Here is a 23,147-nt window from a genome sequence, read left to right as displayed (position 1 = left end):
TGTTAGGAAAATTTTTTAGATAAAATTACTGAGATGATGAATCATAAAATTTTAGACATTCTGGAATACCAGGAAATTAGCAACCGCCTGGCTGAACAAGCGGTAACGGCTCCGGCCAAGAGCAAGGCCTTGAACCTCCAGCCCGCCAGCGACCGGGAGACGGTCAGCCGGGCCTTAAGCGAAACCAAGGCCCTGGTTGACTTGAACCGGATCAAGGGCCAGCTGCCTTTGACCGACTTTCAAGATGTTGCGCCCAGCCTCAAGCGTTTGAAGGTCAAGGCCGACTTGAACGCCCTGGAATTAGGCAATATCCTGCTGATTTTCACCCTGGCCCAGGAAATCAGCCGCTTTGTAGAAGACGCGGAAGAAAATGAGACCTTGGACCTGGCGGCGATTGAAACTTTGCTGGAGGACCTGGAATTGCCGGATGACCTTTACCGGCGCCTGCGGACTTCGCTGACTTATGACGGGGAAGTCCTGGATACCGCTTCAGCTGACCTGGCCCGCCTGCGCCACGGCCGCCTGGCCACGGAAGCGGAAATCAAGGAAAAGATGACCGCCTACACCAAGGGCAAGAACGGCGAGTACCTGTCTGATCAGATCGTGACCATCCGGGATGACCGCTACGTTATCCCGGTCAAGCAGGAATACCGCTACAAGTTCGGCGGGGTGGTCCACGACCAAAGTGCCTCCGGCCAGACCTTGTTTGTTGAACCGGCTGCCATCCTGCCGTTAAACAACCGCCTGCAAAACTTGCTGGCTGAAGAGCGGCAGGAAATCCACCGGGTTCTGCATGAACTGTCTCTGGACGCCAGAGAAGAAATGGAAGCTATCAAGCGGGTGGCCGCGGCTTTAAGCGAATTGGACTTCCTCCAGGCCAAGGCCAAGCTGGCCAAGCAGATGCGGGCCAGCCAGCCGGCTTTGTCTGCTGACCAGTCCTTTAAGCTTCTGGGGGCCCGTCACCCCTTGATTGATCCAGACAAGGTCGTGGCCAATGACATTGCTTTAGGCCAGGACTTTGACACGATTTTGATCACCGGGCCCAACACTGGTGGTAAAACGATCACTTTGAAGACGGCAGGCTTGCTCCAGCTGATGGCCCAGTCCGGTCTCTTTATTCCGGCTAATGAGGGCTCCAGCGTGGCGGTTTTTGACCAGATTTTTGCTGATATTGGGGACGAACAGTCAATCGAGCAGTCGCTGAGTACTTTTTCATCCCATATCAACGATATCGTGGCGATCATGAAGCGGGTCAGCGACAAAAGCCTGGTCCTGATCGACGAAATCGGGGCCGGGACCGACCCGGAAGAAGGGGCCCGCCTGGCCATCTCAATTTTGGACTTCTTCAGAAAGAAGGGGGCCAAGATCATCGTCACGACCCACTACCCGGAACTCAAGCTCTATGGCTATAACAGAGAGCGGACCACCAACGCCTCCATGGAATTTGACATCAAGACCCTGTCGCCGACCTACCGCCTGCAGATGGGGATCCCGGGTCACAGTAATGCCTTTGCCATTGCCCGCCGGCTGGGCATGCGGGAAGACGTGGTGGCCGGGGCTGAGAAGCTGATGAGCAGCGATGATTCTGACATTAACCACATGATCGACGAATTAAACAAGCAGACCAAACTGGTCACGGAAAACAAGCAGAAGCTGCAGACCAGCCTGGACCGGGCCAAGCAGCTGGAAAAGAAGCTGCAGGATGCCCTGGATATCTACAACCAGCGGGTCCAAAAGCAGCTGGACTTTGCCTTGGACCGGGCCAATGAAATCGTGGCCAAGAAGCGCAAGAAGGCCGACAAGATCATCGCCGAGCTGGAGGAAGCCCGCAAGGAAGGGATGCAGGTCAAGACCAACCAGCTGATGGACGCCAAGGGCGAATTAAACCAGCTGGCCAAGCAGGAGGCCAACCTGGCCAAAAACAAGGTCCTGCAAAAGGAAAAGAAACGCCACCACGTCCAGGTGGGTGACAAGGTCAAGGTCCTGTCTTACGGGCAGACCGGAACGGTGACCAAGCAGCTGGGTGAGCATGACTATGAGGTTTCCTTGGGCCGGATCAAGCTCAAGGTGACCGACAGGGACATCGACAAGCTGGCCGCCGGGCAGAAGCAGCAGGCCCAAAGACGGGCCACTTCTGCCTCCCGGTCCAGCCGGGCCCGCAGTTCCCTGGATCTTAGAGGGCAGCGCTATGAAGAGGCCATGGTCAATTTGGACCGGTACTTTGACACCATCCTTTTGTCCGGCCTTAGCACGGTCACGATCATCCACGGGATCGGGACCGGGGCCATCCGGCAGGGGGTCCAGCAGTATCTCAAGCGCAACAAGCATGTCAAGACCTACAGCTACGCGCCAGCCAATGAAGGCGGGACCGGGGCCACGATCGTGACCTTAAAGTAGGCAATCTACTTGCAAAAAGTAAGTAAGTCTAGTAAACTTAAAGCAGTAAGTAGATAATAATGTTTTTCAGATTAACGAATTTGAGGTATTTATATGGTAGATGAAATTACTGACGCAACTTTTGAAGAAGAAACCAAGGATGGCTTAGTTCTGGTTGACTTTTGGGCAACCTGGTGCGGTCCTTGCCGGATGCAGTCACCAGTCATCGAAGCTTTGGCTGAAGAAAGACAAGACGTGCACTTCACCAAGATGGACGTTGACGACAACCCGGAAACGGCCAAGAACTTTGGCATCATGGCCATCCCAACCCTCTTGATCAAGAAGGACGGGCAAGTGGTTGACCGCTTGACTGGCTACACTCCAAAGGAAAAGCTGAACGAAATTCTTGACCAGTACGCTGACTAAGAAATAAGCATGTTAAAAGACCAGAGCCATTGGCTCTGGTCTTTTTCGTTTGTATTTTCTTTATCTTGCTGAATTTGCTTGTTAGAAGAAGGCGGTGATCTGAACAGTCTCTTTCTTGTCGTCGATGGCGATTTCGGCTTCAGCTGACCGGCCCCGGTTCTGTTCAACCGCTTCGGCGATCATTCCGCTTTCCAGGGAGAATTCCCGGCTGCCGGCGGCCAGGCGGTCGCTGATTGGCTGCCCGCTCAAGGAGAAGATGACTGAGGAGCGGCGCTCCTTGACAATGGTTAAATTGCCGAATTCAGCCATCTTGAAGAATTCGCTTAAGTCTTCAAATTCACTCAAGGCATATTTGCGGGTGATCCGCTTGCCGGCCCAGTAGAGAATCGCCGGCGTGTCTCCGCCTAAAATGGTTGGCAACAAGAAGTCGCGGTATAGTTGATTAACAAAGTATACGTGGTCGTTGTGTTCTGACATAATCCTCATCCTTATTCTCTGTTTTTATTCTACCTTAAATATTACAGGATGGTGAAATTATTTAACAAGTTTTAGAAAAAGGCTAGGAAATCGCCGAAAAAAAGGAAAAAGTTCCTGCCGGCTGAAAAAGCGGTGAAAATAGCAGAAATTACTCTATTTGTAAGTTCGAAAAGGCTTGAATAAGTGGTAAAATTTCAGTAGAGAGATTTTTTATATTTTGAAATGATAGGAGTACCATATGACTCAAGTACTATTGTTTGCTACAAATAATCAAAACAAGGTTAAGGAAGTGCAAGAAGCTTTCAAGCAGGCTGGTCTGGACATTGAGCTTAAATCAAATGCAGATTTGGATAACCCGCCATACGTTAACGAAAAGGGGACGACTTTTGAAGCTAATGCTAAGCTGAAGGCACACGCTTTGGCAGACTATAGCAAGCTGCCAACTCTGGCTGACGACTCAGGCTTGCAGGTTGCTAAACTGAACGGCGCTCCTGGCGTACACTCAGCCCGTTACGGCGGTGAGGCCCACAACGATGCCAGAAACAACGCTAAGCTTTTGGCAGCCTTGGGCGGGGTTCCGCAAGACGAGCGCCAAGCCAAGTTTGTCACTACCCTTGTTTTGACCATGCCAGGCCACGAAGACAAGGACTTGGTTGTAACTGGCACCTGCGAAGGTGAAGTGCTGGCAATTCCGCGCGGCAAGGGCGGCTTCGGCTACGACCCGCTCTTCTACGTACCAAGCAAGGGCAAGACTTTCGCCGAAATGACCACTGAAGAAAAGAACGAAGTCTCCCACCGGGGCAAGGCAGTCAAGGCTTTGATCGAAGAACTGCCAGCTTGGCTCGCTCAATTCAACTAAGATCAAAGAAAAATGCTGGGCCGCGGCTCAGCATTTTTAGATCAAGCTTTTTTACTGTTGTTGATGATAACTGGTTCCTGGCCAAATTTGACCTGGTTGACCCGTAAGTATTGCAGGTAGGTCTGCCAGTAGGCCTGGCGGATTTTGCCTTCAAAGCCCGGCTTGACTTGGAAGTGGACCCGGTAGGTGATTGTCTGCCCCTGCTGGCCGACGACCCCGATCTGGGTTGGTCCGCTGACTAGTTTGTCATGCCAGGCAAGCATATCTTCATCAGCCTGGTCAAGCAGGCTGGCCAGCCGCTTTAAGTCGGTATTTGCATCCAGGTTCAGGTCCAAGTTAAGGCCAATCCCGCCGTGGGTTAGGTTTCTGACGATGGAAATCTGCCGGTTGGGGATGAAGATCAAGGTGTCGTCAGTGGTGACGATCTGGGTGGTTCTGAGGCCCAGCTGGGTCACGGTCCCGGCTTCAGTCCCGATCTCGACATTGTCGCCGACATCGTACTGGCCTTCACTGAGGATAAAGAAGCCGTTGACCAGGTCGCTCATGAAGCCCTGGGCCCCAAGGCCGATGGCCAAAGAGAAGATCCCGGCACTGGCAATCAAGGTGCCGACGGGGATGCCCAGGATGGTTAAGATGGAGTAGACATAGAAGAAGACCATGATGTAGTGGAAGAGGCTGTTCACCAAGGCTGAGATGGTTTGGGACCTTTTGGAGAGGACAAGCTTGTCGTTGTGCTTGTCCAGGTAGCGCTTGATAATTTTCCGACCAAAATGGCTGACCAGGTAGAAGACCAGGGTCGAAATCAGCAGCTTCCAGAGGATGGTCACGCCGCTGGTAAAAAGCTTGTCGACGTCGACAGAGATGCCGGCAATTTTGAAATCAAGATTTTTCATTGAAAAAATGCTCCTTTCAGCTATGCTTAAAGGATAACAGAAAAGCGGGTAAAAACTTCGGAAAATCTTTCGATTGTGTCTAAATCGTTTTCATGCTAGACTCTTTTTAGAAAGGAAAGGGGAAGTAAGCTATGACAATTTCATTTGGCGCTTTAGCCGGTTTGATCGCGGCCATTGCCTTTTTGGTACTGGTCCTGTTCACGATTCCCATGTTGCTTAATGTTTCGAAGACTTTGAAAGAGGCTGAGAAGACAGTCCAATTGACCAATGAATCTATGGCCAAGCTGACTGAAGACATGGATGACTTGATGAAGCAGACCGGCGGACTCTTGGAAAAGACTGACGCGTTTTTGCAAGACGTCAATAGTAAGATGGAAACTTTGCAGCCGGTCGTTCAGGCCGCCGCTGACCTGGGCCAAAGCGTCTCAGACATCAACGAATCATCCAAGAAGATGATCAACAAGGTTTCCAATGCCCACTTTACCCGGACGGGAATGATCACTTCCGTAATTATGTCGGCTTTTGCCAGACATTTCCGGCGGAAGGGTTAGGATTAAGAAAAGGAGAACAACCATGAGCAAATTTGGTAGCTTTTTATTAGGGGCCGTCTTTGGGGCTGCTGCTGGGGTTGCAGCTGCCAGCCTGATCTCAGACGACAAGCTTAAAGAAGTTAAGGACAAGATCAAGAGTAATCCAAACGTTGAAGACTTGAAGGAAAAGTACGACAACGGGACAGAAATCTTGAAAAACCAACTGGCTTCTTTCCCAAAGAACATTGAAGATGATTCTGAACTGAAGGACTTCGACGACATCGTAATCGACGATTCAGCTAACGGCGCCGGCGAACAAGACGCCAGCGACCTGGACAATGCTGAAAAGAGCGAAGAAGGGGAAGAGAAGCTGGAAGAACCAAGCACGCCGACTAGTCCGGATCAGGAATAGTAATTTTTTTCACGATAGATTTTTAATAAGCAGAAAAGTAGAACTCGATGCTTTCGGGTTTCGCTTTTTTACTAGTTGAGGATAAATCACATGCCGAAAACAAACATGGTCCTTTTTCTGATTTACCTAATGGCAATGTATTTTTCCTTCAGAAAATCAGATAATCCTTTTGTTTTGAAGCTGAGAAAATATCGGGGAATAATCTTGACTATCCTGCCTGCCGCGTTTTTTGCCATTTTTGTCATGAAGGAAGGCTATCATGATTTTCAGAATGTCTTCTTGCTGTTGACTTTAATTGGCGTCTACTACTTGATTCGCGGCCTTCGTAAGGTATAATTGTATACGAAAAAAAGGCTTCTAAAAGAGAGATACTTCTAGAAGCCTTTTTCTGTTTTCGGTTTTATTCCTTAACTGGCAGAACCTTCAATTCCTTGCTAGTGTGGGTGAATGGCTTGAAGCCATCCTTGGTGAGGACCCCGCAGTCTTCGATCCGGACACCGGCAAAGCCTGGGATGTAGATCCCGGGTTCAATGGAGAAGCACATGCCTTCTTCCAAAACGACGTCGTTACCGTTAGCGATTGATGGGAATTCGTGGACTTCCATCCCGATCCCGTGGCCCAGGCGGTGGATGAAGTATTCACCATAGCCGGCGTCAGTGATGATCTTGCGGGCTACCCCGTCAAGTTCGCTGGCTGTCATGCCTGGCTTAGCCGCGTCGATGGCTGCTTGCTGGGCAGTCCGGTTGACTTCGTAGATTTCCCGCATCTTGTCAGTCGGTTCCCCGTAAGCGACCGTCCGGCTGGAGTCAGAAGCGTAGCCTTCGTGCATGGTCCCTAAGTCAAAAAGTACCAGTTCATTTGGCTGTACCGTGTTCATGCTTGGGCCTTGGTGCGGGTTGGCCGCGTTCTTGCCGGCCTGGACGATGGTGTCAAAGCTGGTCTGCATCACGCCCTTTTGCAGCTTCAATTGGTATTCAATCTGGCTGACCACGGCGCGTTCGGTAACCCCGTTTCTGAGGGCTTCAAAGCCAATCTGGAAGGCAAAGTCAGCTTCTTCCCCGGCCTTGCGCAGCTTGACCAGTTCGCTTTCCGTCTTGAAGAGGCGGATGTGGGCGATGAAGTCAGACAAGTCCTTGGAGAAGTCGGAGTCTGGGAATTGAGCGTGCAGGGCCTGGTAGTGGGCAACCGTCAAGCCGTTCTTTTCGACAGCCCAGTTTTGGTAGTCCTTGGTCCGCTTCTTGATTTCTTCAGCGATCTTGCTCCATGGGTCTTCGCTGTCCAGGTAGCCGACCACGTCCCCGTCCCAAGCTGATGCCTTGGCTTCTTCATAGTTCAAGGCCGGGCAGAAGAGGAAGGGTTCAGCGTCCTTGAAGGCGAAAAGCTTAAAGATTCTTTCTTCAGGATCGGTAATGAAACCCGTGAAATAGTTGATGGTAGTCGGGCTGGAAACGTAGGCTACGTCCATCCCGTTTTCCTGCAGCCAGTTTTGTAATTTGTCTAAATTCATGGCAAAATTCTCCTTACTGATGAAATTAACCTCAGTATAGCACTAAAAAAACTGAAAAAAGTTGAAAAAATAGCTGTAAGCGATTGCACAAAAAGTGTTCTCATGGTATCATTAAATCAGTATTTAGTATTTAGATAGGTAGGGCTGTTATTATGAATAAGCAAGATGTAACCATTTACGATGTTGCTCGGGAAGCCAAGGTTTCTATGGCCACGGTTTCCCGGGTAGTCAACGGCAACAACAATGTCCGCAAGGAAACCCGTGACCGGGTCATGGAAGTTATCAAGCGTCTGCACTACCAACCAAACGCGGTAGCGCAGGGTCTGGCCTCAAAGCGGACCACAACGGTCGGCTTGATCGTGCCGGACCTGACCAATTTGTACTTTGCCGAATTGTCAAAGGGGATCGACGACATTGCTGTTTTGTACAAGTACAATATCATCATCTCCAGCGTGGAAAACCGTTTGATGAAGGAAGACGCCGTCATTCAAGGCTTGCTCAACAAGCAGGTTGACGGGGTTATTTACATGTCCAACAAGCTGTCTGAAGAAGTAGCGGAAGCATTCAAGCGGACCGACACGCCAGTCGTTTTGGCCGGGACTGTTTCCGACAACCTGGAATTCCCTTCAGTCAACATCGACTACAAGAAGGCCGACACGGAAGCTTTGAACCTGCTTTTGAACGACGGCAAGAAGAAGCTAGCCTTGATCGTGGGCGACAAGGAAGCTTCGATCAACCGGAACTACCGGATTCCGGCCTTTGAGAAGTTCGTGGCTGACAATGAACTGGAAGGCTGCGAGATTTTTGACAACATCAAGGACTACTCTGACGGCTACAACCTTTACCCGGAACTGGCCAAGAAGGGGATCAACGGGGCCATCATCACCAAGGACGTTTCCTCAGTCGGCCTCCTCAACTCAGCTCTGGATCGCGGGGCTAAGGTGCCGGAAGATTTCGAAATCATTACGGCCAGCGCGACCCAGATCGCCTCAGTTGTCCGGCCAGCCTTGACCACGATCAAGCAGCCGCTCTACGACTTGGGTGCCGTGGCCATGAGAATGCTGACCAAGCTGATGAACGATGAAAGCCTGGAAGACAAGCACATCGTTTTGCCATATGAACTGATCAAGAAGCAAAGTACCTTGAACAAGTAAAATTTTTCGAAAGAGCCTACCAAGCGGCGGGCTCTTTTAGTTTCGCCCGGGCAAAGGCGGCTGAACTTTGTGTTACAATCTTTTTATAAGATAATGGGGGGCACAAATGGATCACTTATACGAGCAATTCGACTTGATCGAAGAGATTACCAGAAACGACGGCAGTCAGTACTATGAAATTTCCAACATCGACCAAAACGGCTTCGCGGAACTGGCGGCCAACAACGGTTTAATCAAGAGCGTGCGGATTCTGGTCATCAACATCCCGCGCACCAAGGCGCTGGAAACTTACGAGCAGTACATTAACAAGACCTACCAGCTGCATACTTTGATGAACGAAGAAGACTGGGAGAACCCGCAATGGGTGGAATGGGACAAGCCTAAAGGCCCGGTCAGGGATGCTTACGAAATGGTTTTGAAAGCCAACAAGATCGGCTAGGAGGAAGACAATGGAAACTTTGCGGATTCTGCATACCAACGACTTGCACTCGCACTTTGAGCATTTTCCAAAAATCAGGCGCTATTTGAAGCAGGTGCAAGAAACGGCGGCTGCTGACCAGGTTTTGACTTTTGACGCCGGCGACTTCATGGACCGGTCCCATCCCTTGTCTGATGCTACAGAGGGCCGGGCCAACATCCGCTTGATGAATGACTTTCACTATGATGCCATCACGATCGGCAACAATGAGGGGATTTCCAACCCGCATGCCGTCTTGGAGCGGCTTTTTGACCATGCCAACTTCCCGGTCCTCTTGTCAAATCTCAGAGAAGAAGACGAAAGCTGGCCGGCCTGGGCCAATGACTACAAGATCATCAAGACCAAAAAGGGCACCCGCCTGGCCTTGGTGGGTCTGACGGCCGCTTATCCAATGACATACGGTCCCAACCACTGGAAGATCAAGATGCTGGGCGAAACTATGGACCGGGTCCTGCCGGAAATCGCCGGCCAGTATGACTGCTTGATTTTGCTGACTCACGTGGGCCTCAGAATGGATCAGTGGCTGGCCAAGCACTACCCGGAAATCGACCTGATCGTGGGCGGACACAGCCATACCCTTTTGGAAAAAGGGGTCAAGGAAGGCCGCACCTGGATCACCCAGACGGGCAAGTGGGGCAATTATGTCGGCGACATTAGCCTGGAAATCGGCGATGACCACAAGATCATTTCGATTAAACCAACTACCGTGCCGGTAGCTGATTTGCCAAGCCAGGCGGGCGATGAAGCAGAAATTGCCGCCTTATATGAAGAGGGGAAGAAGATGCTGCAGAGCCGGCAGGTGGCGGACTTGCCAGAGAAGTTCAAGGATGACAAGCTGGCCGCGATCGACGTCTCCCTGGAAGCGATCGCTGACTTTGCCGGTACTGACCTGGCCATGCTGAGCACCGGCCTCTTTCTGACGCCATTTAAGAGCGGCCTCATCAACCAGTTTGACCTTCAGCATGCCCTGCCGCACCCGATGCATGTCGTCCGGAGTACCCTTTTAGGCCGGGACTTGTGGCGGCTGGTCATGGAAGTGGAAAAGAACCGGCACTTTTTGGAACATTATCCTCTGGTGGGGATGGGCTTTAGGGGGAAGATTTTTGGCCAGGTCTACTACAGAGGGATCAAGTATGACCCAATGACCAGGAACGTTTTCGTCAACGGGCAATTGCTGGACCCGGCGGAAGAATACCGGATCGCCGTTTTGGACCACTATGTCCTGATCCCGTTTTTCCCGACTTTGGCCATTGTCGGTGAAAATGAATTCCTCTTCCCGCAGTTTTTAAGGGAAGTCGTAGGCGACTACTTAGGCCGCAAGTATCCTGTGAAAAAAGAAGGTGAATTTATTGAGGAAAGAGCAGAAAGAGCCGAAAACAGAGGCAGCTGAAGCTAAGCCTCTCCACCCCCTGGCAGAGGTGGTGGTTGCCGGTGAAAAGGTCGTGATCAATCAGCGGGAATACCGCCTTTTGGTCAACCAGCGGGATGCTTTAGACCGGGAAGTTTTGAAGAAAAAGTACGATCCATACCTGGACCAGTATGATTATCTGGTCGGGGATGTATCCAGCGACCACCTCCGCCTCAGGGGCTTTTACAATGACTATGTCAAGACATCCATTGACCGAAAAAAGTCGACGATTGTTGACTACTTGACTGAATACTGCAACCCTGGCGCGCCTTACTTTATCTTGGAATCCCTCCAGCCCAGCCGTAAGCCCTGGCCGACCCAGCGCCGGCGGCCAGCCAGAAAGCGGCCGAAGAACAAGGCGGCTTTTAGCGAAAGAAAGGTCAAGGACGGCCGGCCCAAGAAGGGCAGCTATGCTGAAAGCTGCAAGAAGAACCGCCGCCACCAGGCCTTTGTGATTAGAAAGAAGAAGCCGTGAAAGATTACCGCTTATTTTTGATTGATTTGGATGGGACCATTTACCGGGGCAAGGAGACCATTGAATCCGGCGTCCGCTTTGTCAAGCGCCTGGATAAGGCAGGTCTTGATTACTTATTTTTGACCAACAACACGACCCGGACGCCCCAGATGGTAGCTGACAAACTGGCCAGGCACGGAGTCAAGACCGACGTTTCCAAGATCTACACGCCCAGCATGGCTACGGCCAGCTATATTTTGGAAAAAGATGCGGAAAGGCCAATCGGCGTCTACATCATTGGCCAAATTGGCCTGTGGAAGGAGATCCTGGACCGGCCGGAATTCTATTATGACGAGGAAAATCCTAACTACGTGATCGTGGGGATGGACACGGACTTGACCTACCACAAGCTCATGGTTGCCACCCGCTGCATTCACCGGGGAGCGGTCTTTATCGGCACCAATTCTGACCAGAACCTGCCGGTGGGCAAGGAGCTGCGGCCAGGCAACGGTTCAATTTGCGCGGCTCTGGAAGTCGCGTCCGGGCAAAAGCCCCTTTTTATTGGCAAGCCGGAAGCCATTATTGTCAACCGCGCCCTGGACTTGGCTGGGGTCAGGGCGGAAGAGGCCTTGATTGTCGGGGACAATTACCCAACTGACATTATGGCCGGAATCAACAGCGGAGTCGACACCCTCTTGACCTTGACCGGGGTGACGCAAAAGGTAGACCTGGCCGGTCTCACTCCGCCGACTTATTTAGTGAACGATTTGGATGAATTTAGCCTATGAAAAAATTCCTAAGCAAGCTGGGCCAGCCCCTTTTCCATTTCTTTTTCGCGGTCTCCAGCGCTGTCGTTGGCGCGATCGTAGTCAGCTGGCCCTTGCTTTTGCTTTTTACCTTGCTGGAGAAGACTTACCAAACGGTTAACTTGACCGTGGGCCAGGTCATGAGCAACTATAACCAGCTCCTGCTTTACCTGGTTTGGCCTGGGCAGACCAAGCTGCAGATGAGCAACCTGCCGACTTCGGCTTCAGCGGCTGCTCACTTTGCCGATGCCAAAAATCTTTTTATTCTGGCCGAGCTGGTTTTCCTGCTCTGCCTAGCTCTCAGCAGCTATTTCCGCAATTACAAGAAGCCGCTTAAATTGACCCAGACCCAGGCCTTGCTCTTGATGCTGCTGCCAATTGTGGTCATGCCTTTTGCCTTGACCGACTTTGACAGTTTCTTCCGGGTCTTTCATACTTTCTTTTTCCGCAATGACAACTGGCTCTTTGACCCGGCGACTGACCCGGTCATCAACGTGCTGACGGAAGGCTTCTTTGCCTCCTGCTTTGCGGTTGGCGGAGCGATTTACGAGCTCTACCTGGCCCGCTTTTTGCTGAAAAAGTAAACCGGAAAGCACTTAAACAGAATTTAGACCAAAAAAATAAGGACCGGCCGGTCCTTATTTTTTTGCTTTGTTTTATTCGCCAAATTGCTGCTCGCGCCGCATGGTGAGCTTTTTCTTCAAGGCCACGACCAGGATTGGCACGACTGAAACCAGGATGATGCCGATCACGATCAAGGAGAAGTGGTCCTTGACGACTGGGAAGTTGCCGAAGAAGTAGCCGATGCTGGTAAAGAGGGCCGTCCAGAGCAGGCCACCCAGGATGTTGTAAATAACGAAGGTCTGGTAGTGCATCTTGCTGCCCCCGGAAATGAAAGGCACGAAGGTCCGGATGAAGGGGATGAAACGGCCGATCACGATGGTGATGGAGCCATGTCTTTCAAAGAACTTCTCCGCTGCCAGCCGGCTTTTTTCATTGATCAGCTTGTTGAACCAGCTGTGCTTGGCCCCGGAAGTGACTGACCACTTGCCGATTTCATAGTTGATGCTGTCACCGATAATGGCGGCAGCGGCAGCAACGATGTAGAGCAGCCAGACATTTAAACCGTATTTCGGGTTGGCGGCCATGGCGGCTGCCGCGAAGATCAAGGAGTCACCTGGCAGGAAGGGGAAGATGACCAAACCGGTTTCGATAAAGATGATGGCAAAAATGATCCAATAGGTTCCTGCCCCAAAGTTGTTGACGATGGTCACCAAGTGGTCATCGATGTGCAGGATAAAGTCAATCAGTGGCATGTGTTAACCTCATTTCTTATTTTTCTTTTTTCCGCTAGATACTGGTTGAGTGGATGGTCAGGCTCTTTTCCGGGAATAGGTCCTGCATAATCGCGTTGACCGCGATCTGGGCTTCCCCAAACCCAATTCCGATAACTGGCACCCGGCCCGGGTAGCCGCAGGAGTCGCCAATGGCATAGATGCCAGGCACGCTGGTCTGCATGGACCGGTCAACGGTGATCAAGCCCTGGTCCAGGTCAACCCCCCACTTGCTGATGAAGCGGTTGTCGGCCCGGAAGCCGTAGGCGACCAGGATCTGGTCAAAAGTTTCTTGAGTGACTTCATCTCCGCCAACCTTTTTCAAAGAAATTTCCAGCTGGCCCTTTTCGACCTGCATGCTCTTTGGCAGGTAGGGGGTCTTCAAGGTCACCTTTTGGTCAGCCTTCAAGTTTTCCACGCTGCTTTCCATGCCCCGGAACTGGTCGCGCCGGTGAACGAGGGTGACTTCAGCGATTTGGGAAAGTTCCTGGGCCCAGTCTAAGGCCGTGTCTCCGCCGCCAAAGATGCCGATCTTCTGGCCAGCAAAGAGGTCAGGATTTTTGAAAAAGTAGTGGATGTGGTCTTCAGCTTCTGGGGTTGCCTTGAGGGGGAACTTTTTGGCCTTAAAGGCCCCGTTGCCAGTTGCGACGATAATGCTGCGGACCTGGTATTCGCCATCGATCACAAGTTCCTCAGTTTTCTCCAGCTGGCTGACCTTGTGGCCAGTGACCAGGTCCTGGTCGGTTAAGTTGGCTAAGAGGCGCTTGGTTAAGTCAGCTGCGGTGATTTCATTGAAGACAGGGATGTCCAGGATCTTCTTGAAGGGGTAGAGCATTTCCGGCTGTCCGCCAGGCTCGTTCAAGGATTCAAGGATAACCGTCTTTAAGCCATGCAGGCGGGCGAAGTAGGCCGCGAAGAGGCCGACTGGTCCAGCGCCAATCACGGCAAGATCATATTGTTTGATAAGTAAGATCTCCTTTCGAAAATATACTAAAACCACTTTACCATAGAACGCCGGCAAAATTAATTAAGAAGCGAAACGAAAAAGTAAAAAAACTTGTTACAGAATTTTAAAGCCAAAAAAGGCAAAAATCGAACTATCTTTTCCGGGAAAAGATTATTTTTCAGCGAAAAGTAGAAAAGTGGAATATAAGCAGAAAACTAGCAATCACAACTCGGCCGGGTGCGCCAATCATAAAACGAATGAAAAAGCAAATTTGACGAATCAGAAAAAGCTAGTATACTAATATTTGTTGTTGCGTGAGACAAGCAAGTCTCGCGGAGGCAAAAAGAAAATATCAAAAGCTTGTTGACAAGAAGTCAATAAGCGAGTAAGATATAAAACGTTGCGTCACTAAGACACAAGTTGGTACTTTGAAAACTGAACAAAGTTTCGCAGTGTGCGGGTCAAACATTGTTTGATCCAAACAAATAAGCGAAGTCAATTCGCAAGCAAATAATCTGGAGCAGATTAAAAAGCTCAATTTTCAAATTGAGAGTTTGATCCTGGCTCAGGACGAACGCTGGCGGCGTGCCTAATACATGCAAGTCGAGCGAGCTGAATTCAAAGATCCCTTCGGGGTGATTTGTTGGACGCTAGCGGCGGATGGGTGAGTAACACGTGGGCAATCTGCCCTAAAGACTGGGATACCACTTGGAAACAGGTGCTAATACCGGATAACAACATGAATCGCATGATTCAAGTTTGAAAGGCGGCGCAAGCTGTCACTTTAGGATGAGCCCGCGGCGCATTAGCTAGTTGGTGGGGTAAAGGCCTACCAAGGCAATGATGCGTAGCCGAGTTGAGAGACTGATCGGCCACATTGGGACTGAGACACGGCCCAAACTCCTACGGGAGGCAGCAGTAGGGAATCTTCCACAATGGACGAAAGTCTGATGGAGCAACGCCGCGTGAGTGAAGAAGGTCTTCGGATCGTAAAGCTCTGTTGTTGGTGAAGAAGGATAGAGGCAGTAACTGGTCTTTATTTGACGGTAATCAACCAGAAAGTCACGGCTAACTACGTGCCAGCAGCCGCGGTAATACGTAGGTGGCAAGCGTTGTCCGGATTTATTGGGCGTAAAGCGAGCGCAGGCGGAATGATAAGTCTGATGTGAAAGCCCACGGCTCAACCGTGGAACTGCATCGGAAACTGTCATTCTTGAGTGCAGAAGAGGAGAGTGGAACTCCATGTGTAGCGGTGGAATGCGTAGATATATGGAAGAACACCAGTGGCGAAGGCGGCTCTCTGGTCTGCAACTGACGCTGAGGCTCGAAAGCATGGGTAGCGAACAGGATTAGATACCCTGGTAGTCCATGCCGTAAACGATGAGCGCTAGGTGTTGGGGACTTTCCGGTCCTCAGTGCCGCAGCAAACGCATTAAGCGCTCCGCCTGGGGAGTACGACCGCAAGGTTGAAACTCAAAGGAATTGACGGGGGCCCGCACAAGCGGTGGAGCATGTGGTTTAATTCGAAGCAACGCGAAGAACCTTACCAGGTCTTGACATCCTGCGCTACACCTAGAGATAGATGGTTCCCTTCGGGGACGCAGAGACAGGTGGTGCATGGCTGTCGTCAGCTCGTGTCGTGAGATGTTGGGTTAAGTCCCGCAACGAGCGCAACCCTTGTCTTTAGTTGCCATCATTAAGTTGGGCACTCTAAAGAGACTGCCGGTGACAAACCGGAGGAAGGTGGGGATGACGTCAAGTCATCATGCCCCTTATGACCTGGGCTACACACGTGCTACAATGGGCAGTACAACGAGAAGCAAACCCGCGAGGGTAAGCGGATCTCTTAAAGCTGTTCTCAGTTCGGACTGCAGGCTGCAACTCGCCTGCACGAAGCTGGAATCGCTAGTAATCGCGGATCAGCACGCCGCGGTGAATACGTTCCCGGGCCTTGTACACACCGCCCGTCACACCATGGAAGTCTGCAATGCCCAAAGTCGGTGGGATAACCTTTATAGGAGTCAGCCGCCTAAGGCAGGGCAGATGACTGGGGTGAAGTCGTAACAAGGTAGCCGTAGGAGAACCTGCGGCTGGATCACCTCCTTTCTAAGGAAAACGGATGGATGGAGAGCAGAAATGCTAATAGAAGTCCACCAGTTACGGAAGCACACTGCAAAAGAAACTTTGTTCAGTTTTGAGAGTACCAACAATAAGTACTTGGGCCTGTAGCTCAGCTGGTTAGAGCGCACGCTTGATAAGCGTGAGGTCGATGGTTCAAGTCCATCCAGGCCCATTGAAATGCAAAGAAAGTTCTTTACATTTCGGGCAAGATGGAGTAACATCTTAAAAGTTGATATTTTACGGGGGCATAGCTCAGCTGGGAGAGCACCTGCTTTGCAAGCAGGAGGTCATCGGTTCGATCCCGTTTGCCTCCATTGGCCGGAAGGCCAAGTTTGTACGTTGAAAACTGAATATCTTAATTCCAAGAAAAAACCGAGAATCATTGAGATCAATGAAAACATTGCAAAGCGACCGAGAGAGTTCGAAAGAACAAACTTGCAAGGTCAAGTGAAGAAGGGCGCACGGTGAATGCCTTGGCACTGGAAGCCGATGAAGGACGCGACTAACCGCGAAAGTCTTCGGGGAGCCGTAAGTAGGCTTTGATCCGGAGGTCTCCGAATGGGGGAACCCAGCATGTGCAGACATGCTATCCTTAAGTGAATACATAGCTTAAGGAGGGAACACGCAGCGAACTGAAACATCTAAGTAGCTGCAGGAAGAGAAAGAAATATCGATTTCCCAAGTAGCGGCGAGCGAACAGGAAAGAGCCCAAACCGGCAGATTTATCTGCCGGGGTTGTAGGACTGAAACATGGCACTTCAGAGGATAGCAGAAGCGTTTGGGAAAACGCGCCAGAGAGGGTGAAAGCCCCGTAAGCGAAATCCAAAGAAGGCCTATCAGTATCCTGAGTAGGGCGGGACACGTGAAATCCCGTTTGAATCCGCGAGGACCATCTCGCAAGGCTAAATACTAACCAGTGACCGATAGTGAACCAGTACCGTGAGGGAAAGGTGAAAAGAACCCCGGGAGGGGAGTGAAAGAGAACCTGAAACCGTGTGCCTACAAGTAGTCAGAGCCCGTTAACGGGTAATGGCGTGCCTTTTGTAGAATGAACCGGCGAGTTGCGTTAGTCAGCAAGGTTAAGTCAGAAAAGACGGAGCCGCAGCGAAAGCGAGTCTGAAGAGGGCGAGCAGTTGGCTGACGCAGACCCGAAACCAAGTGACCTACCCATGACCAGGTTGAAGGCGCGGTAAAACGCGCTGGAGGACCGAACCCACGTAAGTTGAAAATTGCGGGGATGAGTTGTGGGTAGCGGTGAAATTCCAAACGAACTTGGAGATAGCTGGTTCTCTCCGAAATAGCTTTAGGGCTAGCCTCGCAAAGAGGATGCTGGAGGTAGAGCTCTGTTTGGACTAGGGGCCCGTCAAGGGTTACTGAATTCAGATAAACTACGAATTCCAGACATTTATGTGCGGGAGTCAGACTGCGAGTGATAAGATCCGTAGTCGAAAGGGAAACAGCCCAGATCACCAGTTAAGGTCCCAAAATTCATGCTAAGTGGAAAAGGATGTGGAGTTGCGCAGACAACTAGGACGTTGGCTCAGAAGCAGCCATCATTCAAAGAGTGCGTAATAGCTCACTAGTCGAGTGACGCCGCGCCGAAAATTTACCGGGGCTAAGCATGATACCGAAACTGTGGATGTGCGTTTATGCACGTGGTAGGAGAGCGTTCTAGCGGCGGTGAAGCATGACCGAGAGGACATGTGGAGCTTCTAGAAGTGAGAATGCCGGTATGAGTAACGAAAGACAGGTGAGAATCCTGTCCGCCGCAAGACTAAGGTTTCCTGGGGCAGGCTCGTCCGCCCAGGGTAAGTCGGGACCTAAGGCGAGGCCGAGAGGCGTAGTCGATGGACAACAGGTTGAAATTCCTGTACTGCACCGAATCGTTATGAGCGATGGAGGGACGCAGGAGGCTAGCAGCGTGTGGTGCTGGATACCACGTTCAAGCGTCAAGTCTGAGAGCGAGTCAAATGCTTGCTTTCATAAGGACAAGGCGTGATGAGGAGCGAAATTAAAGTAGCGAAGGCTGCGACGTCACACTGCCGAGAAAAGCTTCTAGCCAGAAACGGTGCACCCGTACCGCAAACCGACACAGGTAGTCGAGGAGAGTATCCTCAGGTGAGCGAGAGAACTCTCGTTAAGGAACTCGGCAAAATGGCCCCGTAACTTCGGGAGAAGGGGCGCTGGTCGCAAGATCAGCCGCAGTGAAAAGGCCCAAGCAACTGTTTATCAAAAACACAGGCATCTGCAAAATCGTAAGATGAAGTATAGGTGCTGACACCTGCCCGGTGCTGGAAGGTTAAGAGGAGAGCTTAGCGCAAGCGAAGGTTTGAATTGAAGCCCCAGTAAACGGCGGCCGTAACTATAACGGTCCTAAGGTAGCGAAATTCCTTGTCGGGTAAGTTCCGACCTGCACGAAAGGTGTAATGATTTGGGCACTGTCTCAACGAGAGACTCGGTGAAATTATAATACCCGTGAAGATGCGGGTTACCCGCGACAGGACGGAAAGACCCCATGGAGCTTTACTGCAGTTTAATATTGGGTATCTGTCAAGCATGTACAGGATAGGTAGGAGCCGGAGAAGATAGGACGCCAGTCTTATCGGAGGCGCTGGTGGGATACTACCCTTGCTTGACGGATGCTCTAACTCAGGCCTGTGAACCAGGCCGAGGACAGTGTTTGACGGGCAGTTTGACTGGGGCGGTCGCCTCCTAAAGTGTAACGGAGGCGCCCAAAGGTTCCCTCAGAATGGTTGGAAATCATTCGCAGAGTGTAAAGGCAAAAGGGAGCTTGACTGCGAGAGAGACAACTCGAGCAGGTACGAAAGTAGGGCTTAGTGATCTGGTGGTACCGCATGGAAGGGCCATCACTCAACGGATAAAAGCTACCCTGGGGATAACAGGCTTATCTCCCCCAAGAGTTCACATCGACGGGGAGGTTTGGCACCTCGATGTCGGCTCGTCGCATCCTGGGGCTGAAGTCGGTCCCAAGGGTTGGGCTGTTCGCCCATTAAAGCGGCACGCGAGCTGGGTTCAGAACGTCGTGAGACAGTTCGGTCCCTATCCGTCGTGGGCGCAGGAAATTTGAGAGGAGCTGTCCTTAGTACGAGAGGACCGGGATGGACGCACCGCTGGTGTACCAGTTGTCTTGCCAAAGGCATCGCTGGGTAGCTATGTGCGGACGGGATAAGCGCTGAAAGCATCTAAGTGCGAAGCCCCCCTCAAGATGAGATTTCCCATTTCTTCAAGAAAGTAAGACACCTCAGAGACGATGAGGTAGATAGGCCGGGAGTGGAAGAGCCGTGAGGCTTGGAGCGGACCGGTACTAATCAGTCGAGGACTTGACCAAAAGAGCAAAGCAATGAGGTTTTGACTTGGTAAAAGATATTCAGTTTTGAGCGTGCAAGCTCAATCAAAGAGTGCGGTGGCAATGGCAAGAAGGATACACCTGTTCCCATGCCGAACACAGAAGTTAAGCTTCTTAACGCCGAAAGTAGTTGGTGGGAAACTGCCTGCGAGGATAGGAAGCTGCCGCGCTCAACATTCCGCCTTAGCTCAGTTGGTAGAGCGCTTGACTGTTAATCAGGATGTCGTCAGTTCGAGTCTGACAGGCGGAGTTTAATATGGAGTGTTGTCCGAGCGGCTGAAGGAGCATGATTGGAAATCATGTATACGGGTAAATACCTGTATCGAGGGTTCAAATCCCTCACACTCCGTTTTATGGCGGTGTAGCTCAGCTGGCTAGAGCGTCCGGTTCATACCCGGGAGGTCGAGGGTTCGATCCCCCCCGCCGCTATAAGCAAACCACGACTTGGTCGTGGTTTTTGTTTTCGATTTTTATTTCTCTCCTCTTTTGTCTATTCTTTAACCTTTTCTATTTTTTCTGAAAACTTTTTCCCGAAAAAAGCTTGCATTGACCGGGAATTGCTGTATACTAGTAAACGTGCTTATGAAAAGGCCCGTTGGTCAAGTGGTTAAGACACCGCCCTTTCACGGCGGTAACATGGGTTCAAATCCCGTACGGGTCATATGGAGGATTAGCTCAGCTGGGAGAGCATCTGCCTTACAAGCAGAGGGTCACAGGTTCGAGCCCTGTATCCTCCATTGTTCAGAAGGTTACCGTCCGGTAACCTTTTTTTTTACAAAAAACTGAACATGGTTAAAATGTTATTTGTTACAAGTCCTGATAGGATTCACCAAATTGGTGAAGATGCCTTGTAACCGTGTAGCTAGTCTATAGGGGGACACACATAGATGGAAAAGCACTTATTTACGTCAGAATCAGTTTCAGAAGGACACCCGGACAAGGTCGCTGACCAGATCTCCGATGCCATTCTGGACGCGGTACTCGCCCAGGATCCGCAAGCCCACGTGGCCTGTGAGACTTCTGTAACCACAGGTTTGGTCTTGCTCTTCGGGGAAATCTCGACTACGGCTAATGTTGACTACCAGCAGGTCGCGCGCAAGACGATCCGCGAAATCGGCTACAATGACCCAGACCTGGGCTTTGACGCCGACAACTGCGCCGTTTTAGTAGCGCTGGACAAGCAGTCGCCTGACATCGCCGGCGGGGTTGATGAAGCCCTGGAAGTCCGGGGAGAAGACGACAGCGATGAACTCGACCAGATCGGGGCTGGTGACCAGGGGCTCATGTTTGGTTTCGCCATCAACGAAACGCCGGAACTGATGCCTTTGCCGATTTCCCTGGCCCACCGCTTGATGCGGAAAGTGGCCCAGCTGAGAAAAGAGGGGACATTCCCCTGGCTGCGGCCAGATGCCAAGGCCCAGGTCACGGTGGAATACGATGACGCCGGCAAGCCTAAGCGGGTGGACACGGTCGTTATTTCAACCCAAACCAGCCCTGACGTGACTAATGAAGAGATCCGGGTGGCCATGGTCCACGACGTGATCAAGGAAGTCATTCCAGACAAGTTCTTGGATGACGAGACCAAGTACCTGATTAACCCGTCCGGCCGCTTCGTTATCGGGGGGCCGAAGGGGGACGCCGGTCTGACTGGCCGCAAGATCATCGTCGATACTTACGGCGGCTATGCCCGCCACGGCGGCGGTGCCTTCAGCGGCAAGGACGCCACCAAGGTCGACCGAAGCGCCTCATACGCTGCCCGCTACGTGGCTAAGAACATTGTCGCCGCTGGCCTGGCTGACCGCTGTGAAGTCCAGCTGGCTTACGCCATCGGGGTGGCCCACCCGGTTTCCATCATGATTGATACTGCCGGGACCGGCAAGGTGAGCGACCAGCTTTTGACTGAAGCTGTCCGGGCCAATTTTGACTTGCGCCCAGCCGGGATCATCAAGATGCTGGACCTGCGCCGGCCAATCTACAAGCAGACGGCTGCATATGGCCACTTTGGCCGCACTGACGTCGACCTGCCTTGGGAAAAGACCGACGAGGCGGAAGCCCTCCAGGCTTTTGTTAATGGCCGCAAGTAATATTTTTTACAATTGAATACACGTAAGACATTAACGTAACATAAATTTCGTTGGAGAAAAGAATGAAGAAAACAAACGTGAAAATGGTCACGTTCGCTGTCTTTATCACCACTTTTATGTCCGCGATCGAAGGCACGATTGTGTCGACCGCGATGCCAACCATTATCGCCGATTTGGACGGGCTGGCAATCATGAGCTGGGTGGTGTCTGTCTTTCTGCTGATGACGGCAGTCTCAACGCCGATTTATGGGAAACTGGCTGATAGCGTAGGACGCAAGCCAGTTTTTTTATTTGGCATTGGACTCTTCGTTATCGGGTCAGCCCTCTGCGGCTTCTCGCACTCGATGGTGGAATTGATCACCTTCCGGGTCTTGCAGGGTCTTGGTTCAGGGGCTATCCAGACAGCCGGGGTGACGGTTTTAGCGGACATGTATGATATTGACAAGCGGGCTAAAATGCTGGGCCTGACTTCGGGCTTCTGGGGCCTGGCTTCGGTTATCGCCCCGCTTTTGGGCGGTTTTATCGTCCAAAAGCTGTCCTGGCACTGGGTCTTTATGATCAATGTGCCGATCGGCTTGCTCGCCTTTTTGCTGGTTGCCTTTTACCTGCATGAAGATTTTGCTAAAAATAAATTACGGATCGACCTCAAGGGCAGCTTTAGCCTGGTTATCTTCCTTTTATCCCTAATGCTGCTTTTGCAGGGGCTGGAAAAAGGATTTAACTGGACTCTGCTGCTTTTAGCAGCAATTATGCTGGTCAGCCTCTGGGCCTTTACCAAGGTGGAAAAAACAGCCGCTGACCCGATTATTCCTTTCAGCATCTTAAAAGACAAGGAATTTTTGGCGGTCAACATCTTGCAGCTCTTAGTTTCCGGGGTCGTGATCGGCTTTGAATTCTACATCCCGACCTGGCTGCAGGGGATCAACGGGGTCAGTGCTTCAATCGCCGGCTTCGCCATTACGCCAAGCTCCCTTTTGTGGGTCTGCGGGTCCTTTTTAGCCGGTGACCTTATGGGCCGGTGGGGGACGCAGAAGTACTTTGACGCGTCACTTTTGCTCTTAATTGGGGCAGACCTGGCCTTCATCCTGATTCCGACCTACACGCCATTTTGGGTCTTCTGCCTGATCGCCGTCTTCAACGGGATCGGCTTCGGCAGTATTGCCACGGCCAGCCAGGTCAGGGCCCAGATGGTGGTTGACAAGAGCCAGGTAGGGGTGGCAACTTCCTTTAACACTCTGATGAAGTACTTGGGTCAAACTGTCATGATGGTCTTCTACGGGATGACCTTCAACGTGGTCGTGGCCAGTGGGCTCAAAAAGCAGCCTTCCTTGACCAGTGAGATGATGAACAAGATTGTCTCCCCAGTCCAGGCTAAAAGCCTGGATCCGACCGTTTTGGCCCCTTTGCGGGAGATCCTGCATTCATCCATGCGGGGGATCTACATCGTTTCTCTGATTGCCTTGCTTTTGTCCTTGGCCTTCAACCATATCTACCGGCAAAAGCAGAATTAGTTAA

The 23,147-nt window shown here is 51.4% G+C and carries 19 protein-coding genes, 7 tRNA genes, 3 rRNA genes and 1 riboswitch; of the genes, 24 read left to right on the top strand and 5 right to left on the bottom strand.

Annotation, left to right across the window (positions count from 1 at the left end):
• Nucleotides 1-36: 36 nt before the first annotated feature.
• Both LJ046_RS08720 and trxA read left to right on the top strand, forming a co-directional pair.
• The gene (locus LJ046_RS08720; protein WP_002876577.1) at nt 37-2,397 is read left to right on the top strand and encodes an endonuclease MutS2; all 2,361 of its coding nucleotides are present in this window, start codon (nt 37-39) and stop codon (nt 2,395-2,397) included.
• Between the two features lie 93 nt (nt 2,398-2,490).
• The gene (trxA, locus tag LJ046_RS08715; RefSeq protein ID WP_002876578.1) at nt 2,491-2,802 is read left to right on the top strand and encodes a thioredoxin; all 312 of its coding nucleotides are present in this window, start codon (nt 2,491-2,493) and stop codon (nt 2,800-2,802) included.
• An 81-nt stretch (nt 2,803-2,883) separates the two neighbouring features.
• Here trxA and LJ046_RS08710 read toward each other — a convergent pair whose 3' ends face one another.
• On the bottom strand, nt 2,884-3,279 hold the full coding sequence (locus LJ046_RS08710) for a YslB family protein (protein WP_002876579.1): 396 nt from the start codon (nt 3,277-3,279) through the stop codon (nt 2,884-2,886).
• 238 nt (nt 3,280-3,517) lie between these two features.
• Between LJ046_RS08710 and LJ046_RS08705 the strand changes: the two genes are divergently transcribed.
• The gene (locus tag LJ046_RS08705) at nt 3,518-4,138 is read left to right on the top strand and encodes an XTP/dITP diphosphatase (RefSeq protein ID WP_002876580.1); all 621 of its coding nucleotides are present in this window, start codon (nt 3,518-3,520) and stop codon (nt 4,136-4,138) included.
• A gap of 41 nt (nt 4,139-4,179) precedes the next feature.
• Here LJ046_RS08705 and LJ046_RS08700 read toward each other — a convergent pair whose 3' ends face one another.
• Nucleotides 4,180-5,031, bottom strand: a complete 852-nt coding sequence (locus LJ046_RS08700) for a mechanosensitive ion channel family protein (RefSeq protein ID WP_002876582.1) — start codon at nt 5,029-5,031, stop codon at nt 4,180-4,182.
• Nucleotides 5,032-5,162: 131 nt separating this feature from the next.
• Here LJ046_RS08700 and LJ046_RS08695 point away from each other — a divergent pair, with 131 nt between their 5' ends.
• The 3 genes from LJ046_RS08695 (at nt 5,163) to LJ046_RS08685 (ending at nt 6,309) form a co-directional block, all read left to right on the top strand.
• Complete coding sequence (locus tag LJ046_RS08695; RefSeq protein ID WP_002876583.1) at nt 5,163-5,582, top strand: DUF948 domain-containing protein; 420 nt, start codon at nt 5,163-5,165, stop codon at nt 5,580-5,582.
• 22 nt (nt 5,583-5,604) lie between these two features.
• The gene (locus LJ046_RS08690; RefSeq protein ID WP_002876584.1) at nt 5,605-5,973 is read left to right on the top strand and encodes a hypothetical protein; all 369 of its coding nucleotides are present in this window, start codon (nt 5,605-5,607) and stop codon (nt 5,971-5,973) included.
• Nucleotides 5,974-6,102: 129 nt separating this feature from the next.
• Entirely contained in the window at nt 6,103-6,309 is a 207-nt protein-coding gene (locus tag LJ046_RS08685; protein ID WP_035176382.1) for a hypothetical protein, read from the top strand.
• Between the two features lie 64 nt (nt 6,310-6,373).
• On the opposite strand, the gene pepQ is transcribed toward LJ046_RS08685, so the two are convergent.
• The gene (pepQ, locus tag LJ046_RS08680; protein WP_002876588.1) at nt 6,374-7,480 is read right to left on the bottom strand and encodes a Xaa-Pro dipeptidase; all 1,107 of its coding nucleotides are present in this window, start codon (nt 7,478-7,480) and stop codon (nt 6,374-6,376) included.
• Between the two features lie 152 nt (nt 7,481-7,632).
• Here pepQ and LJ046_RS08675 point away from each other — a divergent pair, with 152 nt between their 5' ends.
• From LJ046_RS08675 to LJ046_RS08650, 6 genes are all read left to right on the top strand, one after another.
• A complete protein-coding gene (locus tag LJ046_RS08675) occupies nt 7,633-8,634 on the top strand; it encodes a substrate-binding domain-containing protein (RefSeq protein WP_002876590.1) in 1,002 nt (333 codons plus the stop codon).
• Between the two features lie 106 nt (nt 8,635-8,740).
• Nucleotides 8,741-9,073, top strand: a complete 333-nt coding sequence (locus LJ046_RS08670; protein ID WP_002876592.1) for a hypothetical protein — start codon at nt 8,741-8,743, stop codon at nt 9,071-9,073.
• 10 nt (nt 9,074-9,083) lie between these two features.
• On the top strand, nt 9,084-10,502 hold the full coding sequence (locus LJ046_RS08665) for a bifunctional metallophosphatase/5'-nucleotidase (protein WP_002876594.1): 1,419 nt from the start codon (nt 9,084-9,086) through the stop codon (nt 10,500-10,502).
• A complete protein-coding gene (locus tag LJ046_RS08660) occupies nt 10,462-10,995 on the top strand; it encodes a YutD family protein (protein WP_002876595.1) in 534 nt (177 codons plus the stop codon). Before LJ046_RS08665 ends, LJ046_RS08660 begins: the two co-directional genes overlap by 41 nt.
• Nucleotides 10,992-11,762, top strand: coding sequence for a TIGR01457 family HAD-type hydrolase (locus tag LJ046_RS08655; RefSeq protein WP_002876596.1), 771 nt, complete (start codon nt 10,992-10,994; stop codon nt 11,760-11,762). The genes LJ046_RS08660 and LJ046_RS08655 overlap by 4 nt, the downstream gene beginning before the upstream one ends.
• A complete protein-coding gene (locus LJ046_RS08650) occupies nt 11,759-12,364 on the top strand; it encodes a TIGR01906 family membrane protein (RefSeq protein WP_002876598.1) in 606 nt (201 codons plus the stop codon). The genes LJ046_RS08655 and LJ046_RS08650 overlap by 4 nt, the downstream gene beginning before the upstream one ends.
• Nucleotides 12,365-12,436: 72 nt before the next feature.
• Here the strand turns inward: LJ046_RS08650 and LJ046_RS08645 are convergent, their stop codons facing one another.
• The gene (locus LJ046_RS08645; RefSeq protein ID WP_002876599.1) at nt 12,437-13,096 is read right to left on the bottom strand and encodes a VTT domain-containing protein; all 660 of its coding nucleotides are present in this window, start codon (nt 13,094-13,096) and stop codon (nt 12,437-12,439) included.
• A gap of 34 nt (nt 13,097-13,130) precedes the next feature.
• Nucleotides 13,131-14,057, bottom strand: a complete 927-nt coding sequence (locus LJ046_RS08640) for an NAD(P)/FAD-dependent oxidoreductase (RefSeq protein WP_002876600.1) — start codon at nt 14,055-14,057, stop codon at nt 13,131-13,133.
• Between the two features lie 545 nt (nt 14,058-14,602).
• On the opposite strand from LJ046_RS08640, the gene LJ046_RS08635 reads away from it, so the two are divergent.
• From LJ046_RS08635 to LJ046_RS08580, 12 genes are all read left to right on the top strand, one after another.
• A 16S ribosomal RNA gene (locus LJ046_RS08635) occupies nt 14,603-16,166 on the top strand.
• Nucleotides 16,167-16,279: 113 nt separating this feature from the next.
• A tRNA-Ile gene (locus tag LJ046_RS08630) sits at nt 16,280-16,353 on the top strand.
• 69 nt (nt 16,354-16,422) lie between these two features.
• Nucleotides 16,423-16,495, top strand: a tRNA-Ala gene (locus tag LJ046_RS08625).
• A 127-nt stretch (nt 16,496-16,622) separates the two neighbouring features.
• Nucleotides 16,623-19,530: ribosomal RNA gene (locus LJ046_RS08620) — 23S ribosomal RNA — on the top strand.
• A gap of 71 nt (nt 19,531-19,601) precedes the next feature.
• A 5S ribosomal RNA gene (gene rrf / locus LJ046_RS08615) occupies nt 19,602-19,718 on the top strand.
• The 16S, 23S and 5S rRNA genes sit together here with 7 tRNA genes alongside, the layout of an rRNA operon.
• Nucleotides 19,719-19,725: 7 nt before the next feature.
• Nucleotides 19,726-19,798: transfer RNA gene (locus LJ046_RS08610), tRNA-Asn, on the top strand.
• Between the two features lie 8 nt (nt 19,799-19,806).
• Nucleotides 19,807-19,897, top strand: a tRNA-Ser gene (locus tag LJ046_RS08605).
• 6 nt (nt 19,898-19,903) lie between these two features.
• Nucleotides 19,904-19,977: transfer RNA gene (locus tag LJ046_RS08600), tRNA-Met, on the top strand.
• A 160-nt stretch (nt 19,978-20,137) separates the two neighbouring features.
• A tRNA-Glu gene (locus tag LJ046_RS08595) sits at nt 20,138-20,209 on the top strand.
• 3 nt (nt 20,210-20,212) lie between these two features.
• Nucleotides 20,213-20,285 (top strand) — tRNA-Val (locus tag LJ046_RS08590).
• Between the two features lie 65 nt (nt 20,286-20,350).
• Nucleotides 20,351-20,438: riboswitch (SMK box riboswitch) on the top strand.
• On the top strand, nt 20,436-21,632 hold the full coding sequence (metK, locus tag LJ046_RS08585) for a methionine adenosyltransferase (RefSeq protein ID WP_002878802.1): 1,197 nt from the start codon (nt 20,436-20,438) through the stop codon (nt 21,630-21,632). (Overlaps the previous riboswitch by 3 nt.)
• Before the next feature lie 62 nt (nt 21,633-21,694).
• Complete coding sequence (locus tag LJ046_RS08580) at nt 21,695-23,143, top strand: MDR family MFS transporter (RefSeq protein ID WP_002878803.1); 1,449 nt, start codon at nt 21,695-21,697, stop codon at nt 23,141-23,143.
• The last annotated feature ends 4 nt before the right edge of the window (nt 23,144-23,147 follow it).

This window comes from Lactobacillus delbrueckii subsp. jakobsenii ZN7a-9 = DSM 26046 (assembly GCF_001888925.1).
Lineage (GTDB): Bacteria > Bacillota > Bacilli > Lactobacillales > Lactobacillaceae > Lactobacillus > Lactobacillus delbrueckii.
Note: the sequence above shows the minus strand (reverse complement) of the source record. Positions and strands in the feature narration are given on the sequence as shown.